This is a genomic window from Candidatus Edwardsbacteria bacterium (assembly GCA_018821925.1).
Classification (GTDB): domain Bacteria; phylum Edwardsbacteria; class AC1; order AC1; family EtOH8; genus UBA2226.
On record JAHJLF010000062.1, the window covers coordinates 1 to 19,103 of the forward strand.

Here is a 19,103-nt window from a genome sequence, read left to right on the forward strand (position 1 = left end):
CCAGTTGGAGATATATAAAGCGATGCCACTAAGGGCTATGGGCAGAGATTTTTTTAGGATTTTTTTCAGTACTGCTAAATCCGGCAACTTAAGGTAGCTTATTATAGATCCTGCAAAAAATGCCGCTGCCGTGATGGTGCTCAGCAGCAGAACCACCGCCAGTTTCAGCGGGGTTGCCTGATGATGGTAAATATATACGATCCCGGTCAAAAGGATAAGGAAGCTTATCAGGTAAAGCAAAGAAGCTTTTTTATATTGACCATTGGACCGCCAGGCCTGGCCCAGGTTTTCAGTTATCCCGATGCTGGCAACAAACCACAACAAAAAAAGAGCCATGGTTTTTATGGCTGATCCATACATCAAAAATGCAACCAGAATGCAGACACTGGCTCCAGCCAGGGTGAACATTATTCTTCCCATGAAAAACGCCACCGTTGTCCTCCGGGGGTCCTCCGCGATGGCTATCTCCCTGGCGGCGACATCATGATTGATGAAATAGGCGATGGTTGTGGCCAGACTTACCAGGGCCAGAGCCTGGGGAATAATAGCATAAGCCTGCGGTAAAATGCTCCGGGCCATCAGCAGATGAATAATAAACCCGGAGGCCAGCGGTAAAACCACCGGGGAAAAGCTGTATAAGAACTGTTCCGCTCTATGTTTGGGAAAGACCATCATTTTAAAGATAACTGCCTGATTAAACCATCTATTTTATCCAACATTTCTTTTAAGCCAAATACTTTCTGCACTTTTATAGTACTGCTGTTTATAATTCTGTTGCGCAGCGGTCTATCCGCTAATATCCTTTCAACGGCCCCGACCAATTGATGATGATCTCCCGGTGGCACTATCAGTCCACTCTCTCCGTTTGTAATAATCTCTTCAACTGCGCCCCCCTTGGTGGCAATTACCGGAACCCCTAGGGCCATCGCCTCAATGATTACGCGGCCGAAAGGCTCCGGTTCTACCGAACAATGGACCAAAACATCCAATTGTTTTAATACTGGATATACGTTTTCAAGATGCCCGGTAAAGATCACCCGTTTTTGCAGATTGTTGTTGCCAACAAAATTATTAAGCTCCAGTCTGAAATCCTTTTCATCAAAAAGAGCCTCGCCAATGATAAGGAATTTGGCCTGTGGCAATTTTTCGGCCAGAAGTTTGGCGGCTCGTAAAAAAACATCCTGTCCCTTCCACCGGGCAATTTGTCCTACTATGCCTATGGCCGGTCCGCCGCTTGAACTTTCCATGATCCGCTGAATTTCGACCGGCATTTCTTGGACCGCCTTCTTTTGTATCGCCTCGGCATCGATGCCGTTATGGATCACCGATACTTTTCGGCCGCCAAACTGTTTGCCCACCGCTTCAGAAACAGCTATTATCTTATCCGGGATAAATGTCGATGCAAATTGTATGGCTCTTTTTGGCCTTGGTTGTATCGGAATATCTCTCATGTGCCATATCACTTTGGCTCCGGCCAGTCTTCCCGCCAATCCTCCCAGAATATGGCTTTTAAGGGTGTTGGTGTAGATCGCGTCATATTTTCCCCTGCGCAGTATATTATATATCTCAATTACCGCCTTTATGATGCTGCCTACGCTTTGGATCATTCTAGAAGGCTGTTTTTGAAAATCATTTTTATTAATATATAATAATCTTTCCGGCAGTGATATTTCTATGGTTTCTATTCCGATATCGTTTGTCTTCTTGATAAGTTTACTGCCCTGGATGGTCAGCAGACAATAATCCATCGGTTTATTTTTCAACCCCTGCAAAATATCCAACAAGCTATATTCCGCCCCGCTCATTATGGGCGAGTGGTCAAAGAAAAGTATTTTGCTTTTCCCGTTATCGGACATCTTTGCTGCTTTCCATCAATTCACAAACCTCCATCAAGACACGGTCTGCAGGAATGTCGAGGCACATGGGTGGATAGTAATTGCATTTATATTTATTCGCTGGTCGGTAACAGGGTCCGCAATCGATGTTATTCCTTATTACTCGAACATTATGGGCATCTGGCGCGCAAATATCTGGATCGGTTGGTCCGAAAACAACCACCGTCGCCACGCCCAGAGCCGCGGCGCAATGAGCCAATCCGCTGTCATTGGAAAGAAATATCTGGCATTTGTTGATAAGGGCCAGGGTGGAACTCAAATCATTATTTCCGATAAGCCGAAATCCTTTCGGGCCGATCCCGGAAGCCACTTTATTTACCAGCTCGGCCTCTTCTGATCCGCCGAAAACTATCAATTGATAGCCCCTGTCTGCTAATTCTTTCCCGATGGTAACAAACTTTTCGGCAGGCCATCTTTTCTGCCTGTTTCCGGCGCCCGGATGAATGCCAATTATTTTTTTGTTCTTAGAGATCTCATTGCTTGCAATAAATTCGTTGGCCTCTTTTTCATATTTAAGCGGTATCCTGATCCCGTACTCCACGATGTCCAACTCTATTCCCAGGGGCTTTAAAAGGCTCAAATTTTTGCAGACATAATGCCTTTCTTCAGATTTTTCTTCGGCCTTAATGTTGAAAAAGGGGCCGCCGTATTGGCTGGCACATATTCTTTTGCCTGAGCCGCTTAAGATCGCCAGTATCCCCGACCTCATTTTAGGCGAAGGGACCGTGCTGATCGCCACCTCCGGCGCTTGCTCCCTTATTTTATTGATCAGTTTTAATTTGCCAAAGACTCCGCTAAAGTTCGGGTCATCCAGCGCCAGCTTAACGATATTATCCCTGCTCTCCAGCAGGTCTAGCATAATTCTTTTTTGGGCAAGGATAACGATTGCCGCCTTTGACCGGAAACGGCCGACGGCATTGAGCATGGGCATGGCCATAACCATGTTTCCTATCCCTCCCCATACCAGGATCAGAATTCGGGAGGGGTTTTTATTACTTTTCATCATTATACCCGGCCAGGTTCTGGTTGGCAGAAGTTTTTTCGCCGGTATATATCAGCGGCAGCCCGAATAGATACATTCCAAAATAAAATAATACTCTCTCCAAAATAAATTTAACCCAGGGAAATTTATAAAGCTTGGCTATAAGCCCGGCCAGATAATAAAACTTGTTACTGCTGGTGAATCCTCCGGTTGCCAGTCTCTGCCTGATATTATCGGGAAACAAATATCTGCCTGCGAATCCGGCCCTCTCCAGGGTTTTCATCCAGGTTCTAATGCCGTAGTGTTTTTCGATCACATCTTCCGGCCCCTCAAGACGTCCGGTATTTCTCTGAAACGCTTCGGCCAGACCCCGGACCGGTTCATTGATGATCTCCAGTCTTCCCTGTGATTTCATTGTTCTGGATATCTGACTCAGGCTTAAGGCTAGATCCCGGCTGTGGTGCAGGGCAGCCGAGGCGAAAGCCAGACTGAATGCTTCTTGTCGAAAAGGCAGATGGTTGACGTCGGCCAGCACCCGGTCAAAATAAATATCCTGATTAAAATGCTGCCGTCCCAACTCCAGCTTATTGTCGGCCGAGATATCTATGGCCACAGCCCGGTATCCCCTGCCGGCCAGACCGGCCGTGGTCCAGCAGGTGCCGGCTCCAATATCCAAGGCCCAGCCCTGTCCGGCACCCAGTCGTAAAAGCAATTCCCGGTAATTTGCTTCGGTGTCATGTCTGTAATTGCTTTCCAGGTGCTCGCGTTTGGCCAATTGTTGCGGAGATATATTGCTTTTGTCTAGGATCTCCTTGGATTTTTTGTATACTTTCCGGGCCGCCAGGACCAAAGGATCGGAAAACTCCAAACAATTTAAAATGCCGTCTTTTATAAAATAACTCAGACCGCATTTACGGCAGGTTATCAAACCTTGAGTTATTTCAACATTGTCTTTATTCTTTACGACCAAGCGTAGATCATCGGTCCCGCATTTGAGGCATTTTAATATTTCAATAAGCGCCGGTCTCATTAGGCGCCCTTTCCATTTATAATCGACTGTTTTCCAGGCGCACCGAACCAAGCCTCCCTCCACAGCCTGCCGCTTACCCAGGGCTCGCCCCCAGTCTTGATATTTTCCCATCTCGAAACATCCGGCACCTGTCCGAACTTATGCTCCCACATCCTGCCCCATTTGTGTTTGAACATCATACGGGAGTGCTTCCAGTGGAATTTCCACCACAGGGACACCCTATCCCCGGCATAAATGCCGGAGCGTCCGGCGAAGTGGTAGAATATGGCCTCCCGGCAGCGGATCATCTCCGGGGCCGGATCCAGCAAGGCGGCCCGGATAAAAAAATCCGGATCGGAGGCCGAGCCGGGGTTGAAGCGCTCGTCCAGCCCGGATAATTTTTCCCAGAGTTTTGCCGGGATCAGGAACGGATAGTTGATCCCCTTTTCTGTTCTTTCTGTTTGACTTTTAATGGTTTGTAAAATTTGGTTGATAAAATCATCCCTTCTGAAACTATCCGCAGTATGCCCGAAATCCATTTTTTTATGGCAGGGCGGAACTTCTATCAGGCCTGGCTCCCAGACCGTGCCGCTGACTATTCTGTTGAGGCTTGCTGAGGAAAGCAGTACTTCGTCCCAGCCCGGGGACGGCACCATATCGTCGTTGCACAGAAACAGATATTCGCCCTCGGCCAGCCCGGCCGCCAGGTTGGTGGCAGTGCAGAGGCCTTGTCGGCGTTGAGTTACGCTGATGGCAACAGGATATTCCCGCAGGTAATCCAGATACTGTTGATTATACCCATCAAGCCCGATTATGACCTGGCAGTGCCGGCTCTTTAAGTATTCCGGCAGGCACAATTGGAGGAATTGCAGGTTTCTGAAGGAGGGGATGATTACTGATATCTGATATCTATAGGACATCTGCTTTTACGATCCTTTTTACCGCCTGTGGTCCGCAATTGTAGAGCATGTCGATTATTGACAGGCCGGGCACGAATTCTCCCCACAACTGGGGGTAGGCCTGCGGATAGTAGGTGACGAACCGAAGTTCTATCCCGGCTTCTTTGAATTTGTTTTCATCGAGGTATTTTTTTCCGCCCGGTCCGGAGAGATATACATCTGCCGACATTTTTTTGCAAATATCAATCAGCAGTTCACTGGATTTTGAGCTTATACCCAGCTCGGAAAGCTTTATAAAACTTGGAGCAATGTCCAGATTTCCTGCTATTGACTTTATCAATTCAATATTAAGCAACGACAGTCTGTCCCATTTATTTTTGTAAGCGGCATCGTTCAGCCAAGAGCTTTCTCTGAAATACGGAGCCTTGGAGTAACACGATTCCATGTTCCTTTGATGGACACTCTGCCAATCAGTATCGTTGTTGATTTCTACATCAGAAATATCCTGATAATAGCGCCCTTTTTTGAACACCGGCACCGATAGCCACTGCGATTTACCATTGACGCCCTTTATAAGGCAGCGGGCGGTGTAAGAGGTCCGAGAATACTGCACGCTGTCCAGGAACACAAAAGCATCGCAACGGGCCATTTTATAAAAGTATCCGGCCCAGGGAAGATAATTGGGTTGATGAGCGGATAGAATCATAATATTTTATCTGATTACCCAGCGAATGACTTCAAACGCTTCGGCGAATGCTGTCCCTATCTGAGTCCCGCGGGTTTTGGCCAGCGCCCGGATGAATTCTTCGGTGGCATAGAAACGGTCCAGTTGCGACTTGTAGCACTTCAGGGCCTTGACCTTTGCCTGAATATGCTTTTCATCCAGCAGTACGAAAGATTCGGTATTGAAGGTCTTGTTGTTCCAGGGGATCTCATAACCCAGAATGGTCCGATCCTTGAAGGCCCGAAAACCTTCCTGGGCAATAGTCAGATGGTCCTGATGAGTATCGTTGAAGCAGGGCATCAATACCAGATTGGGGCCAATCTTTTCCTTGAGCGCAACCATATCTTCCAGCAACTCCTGGCGGTGTTCGGGAAAATCCCTGACGCTATAATCATATACGAACCGATTCTTAACGGTGATCCCCAAGCTGTCCAGGGCGTCGTTCAGTTCGTTCTTAAGGGTGTCGGGATGAACCCCGAACGGCAGGGATTTCTCGGCCGAGGAAAAGGCCGCATAGCAGACTTCGGCCCCCTGCTCCACCAGCCTGGTCATAAAGCCGCCGCAGCCGAATTCGCCGTCGTCGGTATGCGGCGCCAGCACCAAAACTTTTTTGAACATATATCGCTCCTGCAAAATGTTAAACCTTCACTCTCTCGTCAATGATGGATCGCCATTTATCGGCGCACCGGTCTATGGAGAGGACTTCTTCAACCAGCTTAAATCCGTTGCTGCGGCAGTTTTCGTAATTATTAAGAAAGGCTTTCTCTTTTTCCAGAGTTTCATGCTTATCAGGATCCACCACCAATCCGCAATCGTATTTTTCGATCAGCCGGGCCACCCCCTCCACATGGGGAGTGCAGATCACCGGCATACCCGACGCCAGGTATTCCCCCAGCTTGACCGACAGACAGACCTTGGTGTTGGGCATTTTCCGTTCCAGTATCAGGCCGACATCGCCCAAAGCCAGCATCTCCTCCAGTTCCGGCCCGACAGGGTGAAATATCCTGAAATCGTCCGGGCCCAGGCCCTCATCAAGCAGAGCTTTTCTGATGGCCGGGCCGAAAACGGGCGTCCCCGAAGCAACTACCAGAATAGCACCGGGCCTGACTTTTTTAAAACGCAACAGGTATTTCCCGGCCAGGCCCCGGTCGCCAAGTGTGCCGAAGGAGCCCAGATGCAGCAGAATGAAACGATCCTCAAGCCCGTACTTGGCCTTGGCTTTTGTTTTATCCGGCGGCTTAATTTTGCCGGGGTCCACACAGCAGGGGATGAATTCGACCCTGGCTTTGGGATCTATGTCCAGAACATGCTCCACAAAAGGCTGAGAGACGACCAAACAGGTCCGGGCTGAGCCAATAAGCTTCTTTTCCCAGTCCTTCCAAAATAAATAGTCGGTGGAATTTATATCATACCGCCCGGCATTTACCGACTCCTCGGGATACATCCCCCGCAGGTCGAATATGTATGAGATCTTCAATATCTTCTTTGCCCAGTGGGCCAGCAGGGCCGCCGGATAACTCCGGGCTATTATCAGATCCGGTTTTAAAAACAATAACTTCAGGATAAACCAGGGAAGGGAGGCAGCAATAAATAACGCCGTTTCATTTTTCCTCAGGTTGAACTGTCTGGGCAAAAAGGGATATAGCGTCACTGATGTTCGGTAATTGATGCCTTTGGTTGACAACTCTGACCGTAGGGCCATGTTTCTGTTTCGGTTCTTGATGTATTGCCCGTAAGGATTCCGGCGGCTCAGATAGAAAGTCATCGGCACCATCGACAGGAATGATAACTGCCATTTTTTCTGAGACGATTCCCAGGCCTGGCACAGAGGATCGAAAAACTGGGTCTCGATCAGACGGGACCGAAACGGAGCCTCGATGGCGGTAAGGACCAGCACTTTCATAATTATAGGATCCTCATCCGGTAACAGTCCACGCAGATGGGAAACAGATTTTCTTCCGCCAGCCTTTTACGGAAATTACTAAACCCCGGGGAATTCCAAGCTTCTATAAGCTTTACCTGCCGGAGATCTCCGAAGCTCTGCCGGAAATGCTGACAATGTATCAGCCTGCCCGAGGGGTCCACCCTGACGGTATCCAAGGCCCCGCAAGTCAGCCGGCGTTTCTTCCTGATGCTGCCGTCCCGGATATCAGGATAATTCGCCAGAAAACTTTCCGGGCTGGTGCTGGTCCTCATGCCGCAGTTTTTCCCCAATGCCAGTCCGGTTTTTAGGTCCTCCAGCAATTGGAGCGAAGCCGTTTGGTATTCCAATTCCGGTTTTGAGGTGATGCAGATATTTTTCTCCAAGGTGCCGGACAAACGGGCCGTCTCTTTTATGTCGGCCTGGCTGTGGTTGACGATCAGTGAGATATCTATCGCCTTTACCCTCAGATCCTCAAGCAGTTTTATCAGCTCCCCAAGTTTTTCCCGGTTGCTGTCTAATATCAAAATGCTCACCGTTACCGGCAATTCGGATTGTACCGCCAGTTCTATGCCCCGGCGGGCCCGGTTGAAAACATCCTTCCCCTGGCGTATCTGATCATCAATGCCCGCCACCCCTTCCAGCGAGGCCCCGAAATTCCTGATATGATCCTTATGTTCGGACCATATTTTGATCCTCGCTTCATCGAGCAGGGTGGAATTGGTCTGGACCGAAACATCCATACCCAACCCCACTGCCGTTTTCATCAGATCCTCCAGGTCGGTTCTGACGAACGGCTCGGAGCCGATGAACCCGATGGTCCTGAATTCATGCTGTTGCTTCAGGCCTTTTATGAATTCGATGGCGGCTCCGGTGTCCATCTCCGGGCAGGAGCCCTCGGTGTGATGCTGGCGGTGGCAGCACATGATGCACGACAGGTTGCAGCGCTGGGTGGGCTCGAACACCAGTCCCCTGGGCAGGGGCAGGCGTTCGCCAGCCAGAGCCTTCCGGTGCAGGCCGCTGGCCCTTTGCCTCTGCCGGATGTTCCTGAGAAGTGCCACGTTTTTCAATATTTCAATCGGCGATCTCATTCAGGCCGCTTTCATGTTCGCTGATAAGAGTATATTCCCCGGCTTTTTCCGGGGACATCATTTGGGATCTTTTTCTAATGAACAGTCCGATGAATATCAGGGCCTGGATGGTGTAGGATATGCTGGAAGCGACGGCGGCCCCGGAGATGCCGTATTTCGGAATCAGCCAGAAGTTAAGCGGGATATTGCAGAGCAGCCCGGACGCCTTGCCCCACACCAGCACCTCGGGTGATCCCATCTCGGCTATCAGCGGCGCCTCCAGGAATTTGGGGATCGACAGCATAACCGTTCCCGGCAGAAGCAAAATGAACGGCCAGGCGGCTCCGGCAAAGGACTCCCCGTATAACAGCCTGATGGCCGGGCCGACCAAAAAGGCCGCTATCAGAGCTAGGCCGGAGGTAACGGCCAAAGCCGTCAGGGCCGCTTTTTTTACCGTGTCCCGGGAAAGACCATTCCGGGCCAGCTCTGAGAAGACCGGGGCGTAAAGCCCCCGGGGTATCATCCATAACAGCTCGGAGAGAAAGGCCGCCGTGGCGTAGAGGCCCACCTGAACATTGCCCTTCCAGAGAAGGATCAGGAATATATCCGCCCGGTAATGCAGGAACCCCAGGATCTCCCCGGCGAAAACCTTCATCCCGAACTTGAAAAAATCCGTTGTTTGCCTTAATGACAGTGCGACAAATTTTGGCCTTAGATAAACCCACAGAATGCCGACCGAGATGATGAACGCCGCCCAGTTGAGGATCACCGAGGCCAGGATCACCGCCTGAAGCTTGTTGCCGAGCAGGATCAGGAAAATCAATAATATCAAAAGCCGGAATATTTGGAAGCCCGTCCTCCACCAGTTAAAGCTCCGGAGCAGGCCCAGGCCCAAAAAGATCTCCGGCAGGAAGGTCAGCCACAGGCCGGGGGGGATGAGGCTCAGGATCACAAACCGATTGAAACCTCCCCAAGCCTCGGCCGGCAATCTTACCGCCGCCCCGGTGATGATCATGGCCAGGCCGCCCAGAATCAGGCTGGCCAGCAGCAGGAACAGAGCCACCGAGCCCGGCTGATATTTTTTTCTGGCCAGCTGGTAGGCCCCCGAGGTCCCCAGCCCCAGCTCGGCGAACACCACCGCCGTCTGGGGGATCAGCAGGCAGGAGACAAATATCCCCTTAAGCTCTGGGCCCAGGGTCCGGTTTATCAGGACGCTGGCGAACATCCCTATGGCCAGCACCCCGAGGTGGCTGATCAGGGTATCCAGGCTTTGGCTAAGTAGTTTTTTCATATCAAAACGACGGGGATAGATATTCTTACCCCCGTCGCACTGGTCTCCCGATATTCAAATTTTCAACTGTCCATCTTCTGGTTGAGGTCCAGCTCCTCTTTCCGACGAGCCTCGATCCTTTCGGCTATCTCCTGCTCTTCCTTCTGCCGTTTCTCGATGCGGCGGTCCAGATCTATCACCTTTTTCCGGATCAATTCTATCTTCTGGGCCAGCTTGACCTCCTCCTGCTTGTGGCTCGATATCTTTGCGGCCAGTTCTTTCTCCTCGCTGGTCAGGGCGGCCTGGCGCTCCAGTGGATTGGCCTCCAGTATCTTCTTGCGTTTCTCTATATGGTCCGCCTGCTCCTCAGCCTCTTTCTTCAGGCTCTCCAGCTTGTAGGTTTCCTCGAACTGCTGTTTCTTCATCTCCTCGATCTGCTGCTCCATGGCCCCCTGCTGACTTTGCATCTGTTCGGCCTGGGCCAGCTGCTGTTTGGCAGCCGCCAGCTTGGCCGATATGGTCGATTCCTCGGCCTTGAGAGCGCTCAGCTTGGCATCGCTTACCGCCGCCCCGCCGGGCGAAGCCTTGAGGCCGGCCAGTTCTTTGGATTTACCGGAGATCAGCACCATCGGCGCGGCGATGCCTATTATCATGGCTATCAGGCCGATGATCATCAGCAGGTTTTTGCTTCCCCCGCCGCCCTTGGCCGCCGGGGTCTCCACGATCATTCTCAGGCCGCCGATGATGGTCTTCATGGAGATTATCGGAGCGGCCACCCAGACGCTGCTGGCAGAGAGCTCATTGACGGTGAATTTCTCTCCGGCGTCCGGCTTCATCCCGGACGGGACCTTGTAGGTTTTTTCTATCTCGTCCTCCTTGGCGGAGTATACCACCATCCGTTTGTCATCCAGCACCCAAACGTCCTTGATCTCCGGAAAGTCGGCTTTGATATCCTTAACCACTTTTTCCAGGAAGAACTGGCGTTCCATGGCGTCCTCAAAATCCAGAATGGCCCTGGCCGAAAGCCTGGCCACGGATTTGGCCAATACCTCAAGCTGCTTGTCCCGCTGTTCGTTCCCGGCTCCGGCGCTGGAGCCCGGCCAGGTGGCCACCGACATACCGGTAACGCCGCCCACCGTCAAAACCGCGACCACCGCCAGGGTGATCATCAAACCGTTCAAATTAACAGCTTTTTTACCCGCCATAGCCCCTCCATATAAACCATTGTTAGACTATATATTTACCATATTTTCCACTATGTTGTCAATGGCTTTTTAAGAAATATTTTAAGTTTGCTCCTTAACACCAGTTCCAGCATCAGGAAGAGCCCTGTCAGGAACAAAAAGATATTGTTTAATCCCCTTTGGCTGGCCGGCCTTTTTTCGGAGGATATCTGACGGCTCCATTTGTTTTTTCCCATGATGCCGGCCAGCTCATCGTCCTCAAGCAACGCTAAATCGGATTCTTCAGGGGGGATATTCACAGCCAGGGTTTGACCTGATTTATTTTTTAGCGTCGAATAAAACCCGGCTTTCTCCAACGGCCATTTAATCTTTCCCCGGCTGTCCGGAAGGCCGGAAATCTTTTTGCCGTCCGGGGCGGTCAGGTCCGATATATCGGCGCCGGATAGAAACTGCCCTGTCAGATAGCCGGGGTCGGCGGATTTCAACAGCCCCTCACAGGCCTGGTTCAACAGGGCCAAGAAGGCCGGATGAAAGCCGATGTCGGTCATGCCGGGCTCGGTCCCGAACAGCCAGATGCCGGCTTTGCCCGATCCATGGTCGATCATCACTAAACCCGGAAACTTGCGTCCGATGGTAAGCAGGGCAGAGGGCCTGGCCGGCACCCGCCAGTATTTGTATATCGAGATGTGCCTCAGGTCCCTGGAGCTGATGTCCTGAAAATATTCCTTCGTCCCAAGATCAAGCGCCCCCGGCAGGGAATCCTCTGACATTCCGGTTATCCGCAGATCCGGCGATATATTTGACAACAGGCTGTTGTAATCATTGACCACCGCCCTTTCCGGCGGGATGATTAAAAGGCCGGCGCCGTTCTTAACCGCTTCTAAAAGATCGCTTTTTATGCCCGCTATTGCGCCTCCCGCCACGATAATCAGATCCGAAGCGGCGATAGCCTCAGGGGTGGGATGGCTTTCGATTTTAAGCTGATATCCGGCCCCCGATAATGCTTTAAAAGCCTGTTGTAAAATTCCGCCTGCCTCGGATATCAGCAATACCATAGTGTTTCCGGCCGTGTTTTGGGGAAAATAATACCTGTCGTCCAGCGGCATATCATCCCGCGAGCATTCCATAAATGTTTGCCCCTGGCCGTCCCAGCCCATACCGCCCGAAAAATATCCGCCGGAATCGGGTTTGATCTTTGACTGAAAAGCTACCCGGCCATCTTTGACCAGGCTTAGGCTCTGCTCCAGACCCGGCGCGGTTTTTCCCTGGATGATCAATCTTTTTTTAAGAGAATAGAACTTCACGTTACGCCATTCCAGGTTTTTGCCCGCCCCGCCCTTCCCGGCCTGCACCAGGTTCAGATGGGCCGTTGACTTAAGGGCCGGAAGCGGCGAGACAGCATCACCAAAACAATTTTTCCGAAGGTCGGAAAAAATCATTATTGATGCCCCGGTCCGTCCGGCATTTGCCAGAAGAGCATCGGCTTTCAGAACAGCCCCGGCCAGATCGGTCCCCAGATCGGTCTGTTCGATGGATCTTATCTGCCTGGCCGCTTCGGCCGGATCCGCCAGGCCGCATAAAATTTTATTCCCCTGCGAGCCGCAGAGCACCGCCACCCGGCTGTCCGGGCTAAGGGATTTGATCAGCTTTAGCGCCGAGGATCGGGCCTGCGGCAATAAACTGCTGTCGCCTTCGATGGTCGACATGCTGGCCGAATTATCAATGACCAAAGCCAGGGTTGTCTCCCGGGGCGCCATCCAGGACGGCAGGGAGGCCTTCACCGACGGCCCGGCCATCAGCAGGACCAGCAGCAGCAGGATTAGCGTTCGGACCAGCAGCAGCAGCCATTCCTGTAACCGGCTTCTTTTCCATGTTTTGGTATGGGTGGATCTCAAAAGAATGATGCTGGGAAACGGGACCACCCTGGCCTTATTGTGCCGGAGCAGATGGATCACCAGCGGCAGGGCGGCCAAAGGCAGGAAGAACAACGCGGCGGGATTTTGGAAAGAGATGAAATTCATATCAATTCAATCGGTCCGATGGGATCAGCATTCCCGGATCTTTCCGCTCCAGAAGTGGTCCAGCGGACCGAAGCCGTGGCCGATGCTGACCGAATTTTTTATGCAGCCGGTGACGTACTTCTTGGCCTCGGCGATGGCCGGCTCCATCTTCAGCCCGCGGGCCAGGCAGGCGGTGATGGCCGCCGAATAGGTGCAGCCGGTGCCGTGGGTGTTGGAGGTATCGATCCTTTCGCTCTCATAAACTTTAAAGGTCTTGCCGTCGAAGTACAGATCGGTGGCCTTGCCCGGCAGGTGCCCGCCCTTGATCAGAACGGCCCTGGGGCCCAGCATCAATATTTTCAGGGCCGCCTCCTTCATCTGATCCAGGGTCTCTATCTTCTTCAACTTGGACAGCCGCACTGCCTCGTCGATATTGGGCGTCAGTAGATTGGCCAGCGGAAGCAGGCAGGTTACCAGCGCCTCCTCGGCCTCGGCCTTAAGCAGGGCGTGGCCGCCCTTGGCCACCATCACCGGATCCACCACCAGCGGCGATATCTTGTATTTCTTGATCTCGTGGGACACCTGTTCGATTATCTGGCTGTTGTACAGCATCCCGGTCTTGGCCGCCTGGCAGCCGATGTCCTTCATCAGCACGAACAGCTGTTTGGCGATGAACTTCGGCGTCTGTTCGGCCACTCCGAAGACGCCCTGGGTGTTCTGGGCGGTCAGCGCAGTGATGACGTTGATGCCGTAGACCCCAAAGGCGGCGAAGGTTTTGAGGTCGGCCTGGATGCCGGCCCCGCTACCGGAATCGGAACCGGCTATGGTGAGAGCCACTTTCATTTCTTGTTGAGCCCTTTCAGTTCGGGAATTTTGGTTAAGATATCGTTGAAGCCGTGGCCGATGTGCTCCACCTGGTGGGCATCACTGCCCAGGGTCAGCCTGGCGCCGCCCATCTTGAGATACTCCATCACCGCCGGCAGGCCGGGGTAGCTTTCCTGGGGGTCGTGCCGCAGGCCCGAGGTGTTGATCTCCACCATCAGATCGCGCTGCACCGCCCGCTCCAGTATCTTTTTGATGGGCTTTTGATATTTCTGCCAGGACATGGCGCCGTAATGCTTGAACCCGTATTTCTTGCACAGGTCCAGGTGACCCAAGCAGTCGAACAGTCGGTTGTCGACCAATTTGAGGACTTCCTGAAAATAAGCCGTATAGGCCGGCTCCTCTTCCATGCGGTCGTAGAATTTTTTGGCCAGCTCCGGCCAGGAGACATCATCCAACCCCACCATGTGCACCGAGCCCATCACGAAATCGAACTTGTAGGAATTGATGAATTTTTCGATATCATCGCGGTACTGCGGCTGGTAGGTGATCTCCACCCCCTTGTAGATCTTGAGATGCTTCCCGGCCATCACCCGGCAGTCGGCCAGGCTGGACTCGATGGCCTTGTCGTTGTAGACCCCGTAGCCCTGGTCGGTGGGGTCGAAATCCACGTGCTCGGTGAAGACCAGCGCCTTAAGGCCCAGCTCCATGGCCCGGCGGCAGGCGGCGGCAGGCTCCATTTTGGAGTCGCAGGAATGCCTGGTGTGCAGGTGGGTGTCTATGGCGCCGATCTGGTATTTTAGTATTTCAGGATTCATTACTTTAAATTATCTATTTCCCTAAATATATTTTAAGGTCTATAGTATCACCAATGATTTTATTTGTCTTTGTATCATAATAACTGGCCTGAGTAATTCCATCATTTTCTATTTTATATGGGTTGTATTTTATTGATGACTCCCAATATTTCTGATTTTTTATATTGAAAAAATATTGAAAATCCTGTGCGCCTATACTTACATATTGACCGTTTGGGGACATATCAATATTTGTTGATAACCTCAAACTTTCATTCTCCTTACGTGTTTTTGGAAAAACATAAATACTATCACCTCTATTATTGTATACTATGAACTGGTGAAACGGCTTATCCGTAGTAAAATAAATATTTTCATCGAAATGTTTTACAATCGTTATAACTTTACCGTCTTCAGACACATTATGCGCCAGACTCACACATCCCTTAGGCAGTTGTTTTTCCCACAATATATTTCCCTTTATATCGTAATACTTTACATTACTTGAGGCAACTGACGAATATGCATCCGTGCCGTCAACAGCTTTTTTTTGTTCTTCTGTCTCGGGCAGTTGTAAATCTGAAACAGTTTCAACGATAAGAACATAATTTTTATCCTCTGAAACATTGGCACTTCTGAATCTCATTTCCTTAACCAATTTCATTTCTTTTGCGCTATTTATTTGCTTTTTAATTGTTCGATTACTAATGACCCAATCTTTCTTCGAATCGCCAACTTTTATTTCTTTGATCGTATTATTTCCCCCGTCAATGAATCTTATCCTTGGTTCCTGCAAAGGGGTATTTTTTATATACAATTGTTTACCCTTTGCCCCTTTTATCATTTCTCGTAGATCGCTGTCTATTTTACGCCTTTCTTCGCCCCAATGGCTGCACAATATCTTTTTAATCTCTTTGCCACTCTCATATAGAGTTATTTCCTCTTCCTCAAGCTCTATTCTAGGACCGGGTTTATTTTCAATATTTATTTCAAAAGATTGCACACTTGCCGAATATAAAAAGGCAAGTGAAATGAAAATAAAATATTTCATTTTGGCGTCCTTTTATGTGATTTCACACTTTCAACCCGGCAGCGGTCATGTCCTCATCGCTGATGGCCTTCATCCCCAGCCACAGATAGGAGGCGGCCATCAGGTAGTACAGGATGAAGAAATACGGAAAATCAATCCCGCTCAGGCTCAGCAGGGCGTCCAGTACAATCCCCAGCGACAGCGCCCTGATGGACAGCTTGTAAATATCGCCGAAGGGCATGTTCATCCGCATGATGGCCTTGAAATTCATGCCCAGCCCGGCAATGAACAGTGCGCTGAGCAATTTCCCTCCCAGGTAAATGATCATCCAGAAGGCCGCCATGAAAAAACCAAGCATCCCCCGGTTCGCCAGGGCGGCCAGGATCTCCTTCTTGTCCACTTTCAGGTCGCCATAATCCTTGAACGGCATATCCCGTTTCTGTCCCTCGCCGCCGCTGACCACCAACCGGTCGGCATACAGCAGGATGCCCCGGGGGTAGCCGGCCAGCAGGCTGTCGTTGAAATTGCTTTGGGGCCCCAGCACCAGAATGAAATCTCCCTCCTTGCGGTAGATCGCGGTGGTCTCCGGGCTGGTGGTGAACACCCCCTTGGCCAGGGCGAAATCCGGCGCTTGGCCTGTCAGCCAACCGGCCAGATCGTCGGCGTCGCTGTTGAACGTTCTCCAAGATTGGATGAAACCGACAGACCCGAACACCAGGCTCAAAAAAAGCAAATAGCCCAGGGTTCGCAAAAATCCCTGCCGGCGAAAAAAGCCATAGGCCTTGAAATTGGAAATGCTGTTGATCAGTTCCCCGAAGAAACGCATGGTTTATTTACTTTCAATTACTCTTAAGCTTTTCATTTTAACAGAAATCGGTCGTTTTAGCAATTGACATTATCACTCCTTTGTAGCTTTGATGGAGAACATCAGGGGGATGGTGTTCTTCTGGTCCTTCATCCGCCAGTACCCGTCCTTTCCCTTCTTCATATCCCGGTAATAATTCCAGACGGTAAAAGGGTACTCCTCCATCCGCTCTATCCGCAGGCCGTTGCTGACCAGGGCGTTGATGACATCGCTTAAAGGATAGGGCCACTCGTAGGACTTGTGAACGAAATTCGCTTTCCGATCGGCGTAACTGCCTTTGCAGATCTCCACGATGGGTTTTGAGCCCTTGAAGTAGGGATAGGATATCTTTTTGTATTCCTCGTCGAACAGTATCATAAAAGGATGGAACTCGGAGATGAAGAAGGTCCCGCCTTTTTTCAGAAAGCCCGATATCACTTTGCCCCACTTATCCAGATCGTACAGCCAGCACAGCACCCCGTAGGAGGTAAAGACTATGTCGAATTTTTTATTGAGTTTTTTGGGCAGATCATAGACGTCGGATCGGATGAACTTGGCGTCCAGCTTAAGACAATCATTAAGGCCCCGGGCCATTTCTATGGCCTTGGCCGAGAAATCCACCCCGGTGGCCCTGGCCCCCAGCCTGGCCCATGACAGGGTATCCTGCCCGAAATGGCACTGCAGGTGCAGCAGGCTTTTGCCTTTTACGTTGCCCAGGGCCTTCAGTTCGATGGGATACAGCGCCTCCCGGCCCTTCAAGAATCCCTCCACGTCGTATTCCCTGGTCTGGTAGTTGATCTCGGCCCAGTTGTCCCACAGCTCAAGGTTGTTGGCGCAATATTTTGATATTTTCATAGATCGAACTTCTTATGTTATTTTATTTTGCTATCTGACAAAATTTATTTGCTCCCCTCCAGCATCTCCAGCACCCGGGGATCCTTCTTCAGGCCGTTCTTCACCGCCGTATGATAGTACTCCAAAGCCCGCGCCCTGTCGCCCACGGAATGATACAGGAACGATAGGTGATATAAATTTTTACTATCGTTGGGAGAAATCCGGTGGGCCTGGAGGAGATATTTCTCGGCCCTGCCCCAGTCGCCCTTTTTAAGGTACAGATATCCCAGATTGTCCGCCGCCTCGGCCTTGTCCAGCCCCAGTTCGACGGATTTCAGAAATTGAGATTCGGCCAGGTCGGGCCGTCCGGCGTTGAGATAGACCAATCCCAGGGTGTTGTGCATCCCGGCGTTGCCGGGCTCCCTGTTCAGGAGATCCAGGGCCAACCTTTCGGCTTTCTGGTATTCCCCTTTCTGTATGTACAGCAGGCAGAGATCGTTGTAGGCGGTGTAATGTTTGGGATTGAGCCCGAAGGCGGTGATGAATTCCTTTTCGGCCAGGTCCGCTTTCCCCAGGTTGGCGTAACTGCGGCCCAGGATGGTATGGGCCACGTAGGAATGGGGCGAGACCTCGGCGGTCTTTTTCCAGTGGGCCAGGCCGCTCCGGAAACTTCGGCTGTATGTCAGGTTGATCCCGGCAAATAAAATAAAGATCAAGATCATGATGCTACGGGCTACTGGGACCGGCAATCGTTTCAGCTTATCCGAATCAATCTGCAGCAGCATGATCGCGAAGCCTATCAGCGGCAGATACAGCCGGTGCTCGGCAAAGTTGGCGTAGGTGGTATTCCCCAAAAACGTGGGAGCCAGGAATAACAGAAACCAAAATATTCCGAACAGAAACAGCTTTTTGTTTTTTATCTTCAGATAGAATATCCCTGCCAACAACACGACCAGCCCGGCTATTCCGTAAGCCACCGGCAGGTCGGCCGGGATGGGATCGCCGGAAAGATTTATGGGCAGGAATATCTTGCCGATATAGCTTACAAATCCGATCAGGCTTTCCCTGAAGGTGTTCATCCTGGCGTCGGTCAGGCCGGCATCCCCGTTCAGGGCAGATGTTCTTAACAGCAGATAGGCCGCCGCCGCCGTTATCCAGCCCACCATCGAAAGAAAGAATCTTTTATCTAACAGCTTTTCGCCCTTCTCCCTGTGCAGAAATGAATACAAGATAAGCAGAACCGGCAGCAAAACTGCCGTCTCCTTGGTCAGCAGGGCCAGAAAGAAGGAAAGGATATGTAGCAGTCCCCATAGAATGCGCCCTCCCCGCCGGTAATTTAGAAAACAGAGGGATGACAGCAGGACAAATGCGGTCAATAGCGAATCGTTGCGGCCCGGGATCCAGGCCACCGCCTGGATCAGCACCGGATGAATGGCAAACAACAGCGCGGCGACAAGCGCCGCTGGTTTCCCGATCTTTAGGGTTTTAAGGAATAGGTACAGCAGACAGCAGGCCAGCAGATGGATCAGGATATTTCCCAGATGAAATATGAACGGCCGGGTGCCGCCGATCAAGGTGTCGGTCATGAACGATAGGGTCAGCGCCGGCCGGTAGTAGATACCCCGGTTCCCCCACACCACATCGGTGGCGAAGGCCTTCAAGATGTTGGCCGGGTCCTTAAGAAAATGGGCCTTCTCCACCAGCAATTCCACATCATCGTGGCTACTGAAATCGAAGAAAACCGTCTGGCTATAGATGGCTATGACCAGCAGAGAGATCAGCAGGTAGGGAAAGAACCGATGTTGGTATATTTTATTCATAT

Annotated in this window: 18 protein-coding genes; all 18 read right to left on the bottom strand. The window is 51.2% G+C overall.

The window, feature by feature from the left end:
* Positions 1–675, bottom strand: a 675-nt coding sequence (locus tag KJ869_07375) for a hypothetical protein (protein MBU1577011.1), incomplete at its 3' end; no start/stop codon positions are given.
* Positions 672–1,856 (bottom strand): glycosyltransferase, encoded by a 1,185-nt coding sequence (locus tag KJ869_07380; protein MBU1577012.1) that lies wholly within the window; start codon positions 1,854–1,856, stop codon positions 672–674. The genes KJ869_07380 and KJ869_07375, both read right to left, overlap by 4 nt.
* Positions 1,846–2,901: a glycosyltransferase family 9 protein gene (locus KJ869_07385; protein ID MBU1577013.1), complete on the bottom strand. Its 1,056-nt coding sequence runs from the start codon at positions 2,899–2,901 to the stop codon at positions 1,846–1,848. Before KJ869_07385 ends, KJ869_07380 begins: the two co-directional genes overlap by 11 nt.
* Entirely contained in the window at positions 2,888–3,907 is a 1,020-nt protein-coding gene (locus KJ869_07390; protein MBU1577014.1) for a methyltransferase domain-containing protein, read from the bottom strand. Before KJ869_07390 ends, KJ869_07385 begins: the two co-directional genes overlap by 14 nt.
* Positions 3,907–4,806 (bottom strand): glycosyltransferase, encoded by a 900-nt coding sequence (locus tag KJ869_07395; protein MBU1577015.1) that lies wholly within the window; start codon positions 4,804–4,806, stop codon positions 3,907–3,909. The genes KJ869_07390 and KJ869_07395 overlap by 1 nt, the downstream gene beginning before the upstream one ends.
* On the bottom strand, positions 4,796–5,491 hold the full coding sequence (locus tag KJ869_07400; protein ID MBU1577016.1) for a WbqC family protein: 696 nt from the start codon (positions 5,489–5,491) through the stop codon (positions 4,796–4,798). The genes KJ869_07395 and KJ869_07400 overlap by 11 nt, the downstream gene beginning before the upstream one ends.
* Before the next feature lie 6 nt (positions 5,492–5,497).
* Entirely contained in the window at positions 5,498–6,127 is a 630-nt protein-coding gene (locus KJ869_07405; GenBank protein MBU1577017.1) for a PIG-L family deacetylase, read from the bottom strand.
* 19 nt (positions 6,128–6,146) lie between these two features.
* Positions 6,147–7,412, bottom strand: a complete 1,266-nt coding sequence (locus tag KJ869_07410; GenBank protein ID MBU1577018.1) for a glycosyltransferase — start codon at positions 7,410–7,412, stop codon at positions 6,147–6,149.
* A gap of 2 nt (positions 7,413–7,414) precedes the next feature.
* Positions 7,415–8,521: a radical SAM protein gene (locus KJ869_07415; GenBank protein MBU1577019.1), complete on the bottom strand. Its 1,107-nt coding sequence runs from the start codon at positions 8,519–8,521 to the stop codon at positions 7,415–7,417.
* Positions 8,505–9,791, bottom strand: a complete 1,287-nt coding sequence (locus KJ869_07420) for an oligosaccharide flippase family protein (GenBank protein ID MBU1577020.1) — start codon at positions 9,789–9,791, stop codon at positions 8,505–8,507. Before KJ869_07420 ends, KJ869_07415 begins: the two co-directional genes overlap by 17 nt.
* Before the next feature lie 62 nt (positions 9,792–9,853).
* A complete protein-coding gene (locus KJ869_07425; protein ID MBU1577021.1) occupies positions 9,854–10,975 on the bottom strand; it encodes a hypothetical protein in 1,122 nt (373 codons plus the stop codon).
* A gap of 50 nt (positions 10,976–11,025) precedes the next feature.
* Entirely contained in the window at positions 11,026–12,975 is a 1,950-nt protein-coding gene (locus KJ869_07430; protein ID MBU1577022.1) for a BatA and WFA domain-containing protein, read from the bottom strand.
* Positions 12,976–12,999: 24 nt separating this feature from the next.
* Positions 13,000–13,797, bottom strand: coding sequence for a bifunctional hydroxymethylpyrimidine kinase/phosphomethylpyrimidine kinase (thiD, locus tag KJ869_07435; GenBank protein ID MBU1577023.1), 798 nt, complete (start codon positions 13,795–13,797; stop codon positions 13,000–13,002).
* Entirely contained in the window at positions 13,794–14,594 is an 801-nt protein-coding gene (locus KJ869_07440; GenBank protein ID MBU1577024.1) for a histidinol-phosphatase HisJ family protein, read from the bottom strand. Before KJ869_07440 ends, thiD begins: the two co-directional genes overlap by 4 nt.
* 13 nt (positions 14,595–14,607) lie before the next feature.
* Entirely contained in the window at positions 14,608–15,624 is a 1,017-nt protein-coding gene (locus KJ869_07445; GenBank protein MBU1577025.1) for a hypothetical protein, read from the bottom strand.
* A gap of 22 nt (positions 15,625–15,646) precedes the next feature.
* Positions 15,647–16,429, bottom strand: coding sequence for a DUF1189 domain-containing protein (locus KJ869_07450; GenBank protein MBU1577026.1), 783 nt, complete (start codon positions 16,427–16,429; stop codon positions 15,647–15,649).
* Positions 16,430–16,501: 72 nt separating this feature from the next.
* Positions 16,502–17,302, bottom strand: coding sequence for a class I SAM-dependent methyltransferase (locus tag KJ869_07455; protein MBU1577027.1), 801 nt, complete (start codon positions 17,300–17,302; stop codon positions 16,502–16,504).
* Positions 17,303–17,346: 44 nt separating this feature from the next.
* Positions 17,347–19,101 carry a tetratricopeptide repeat protein gene (locus tag KJ869_07460; protein ID MBU1577028.1) on the bottom strand — a complete coding sequence of 585 codons (1,755 nt, stop codon included), beginning with the start codon at positions 19,099–19,101 and terminating at the stop codon, positions 17,347–17,349.
* Positions 19,102–19,103: the final 2 nt, after the last annotated feature.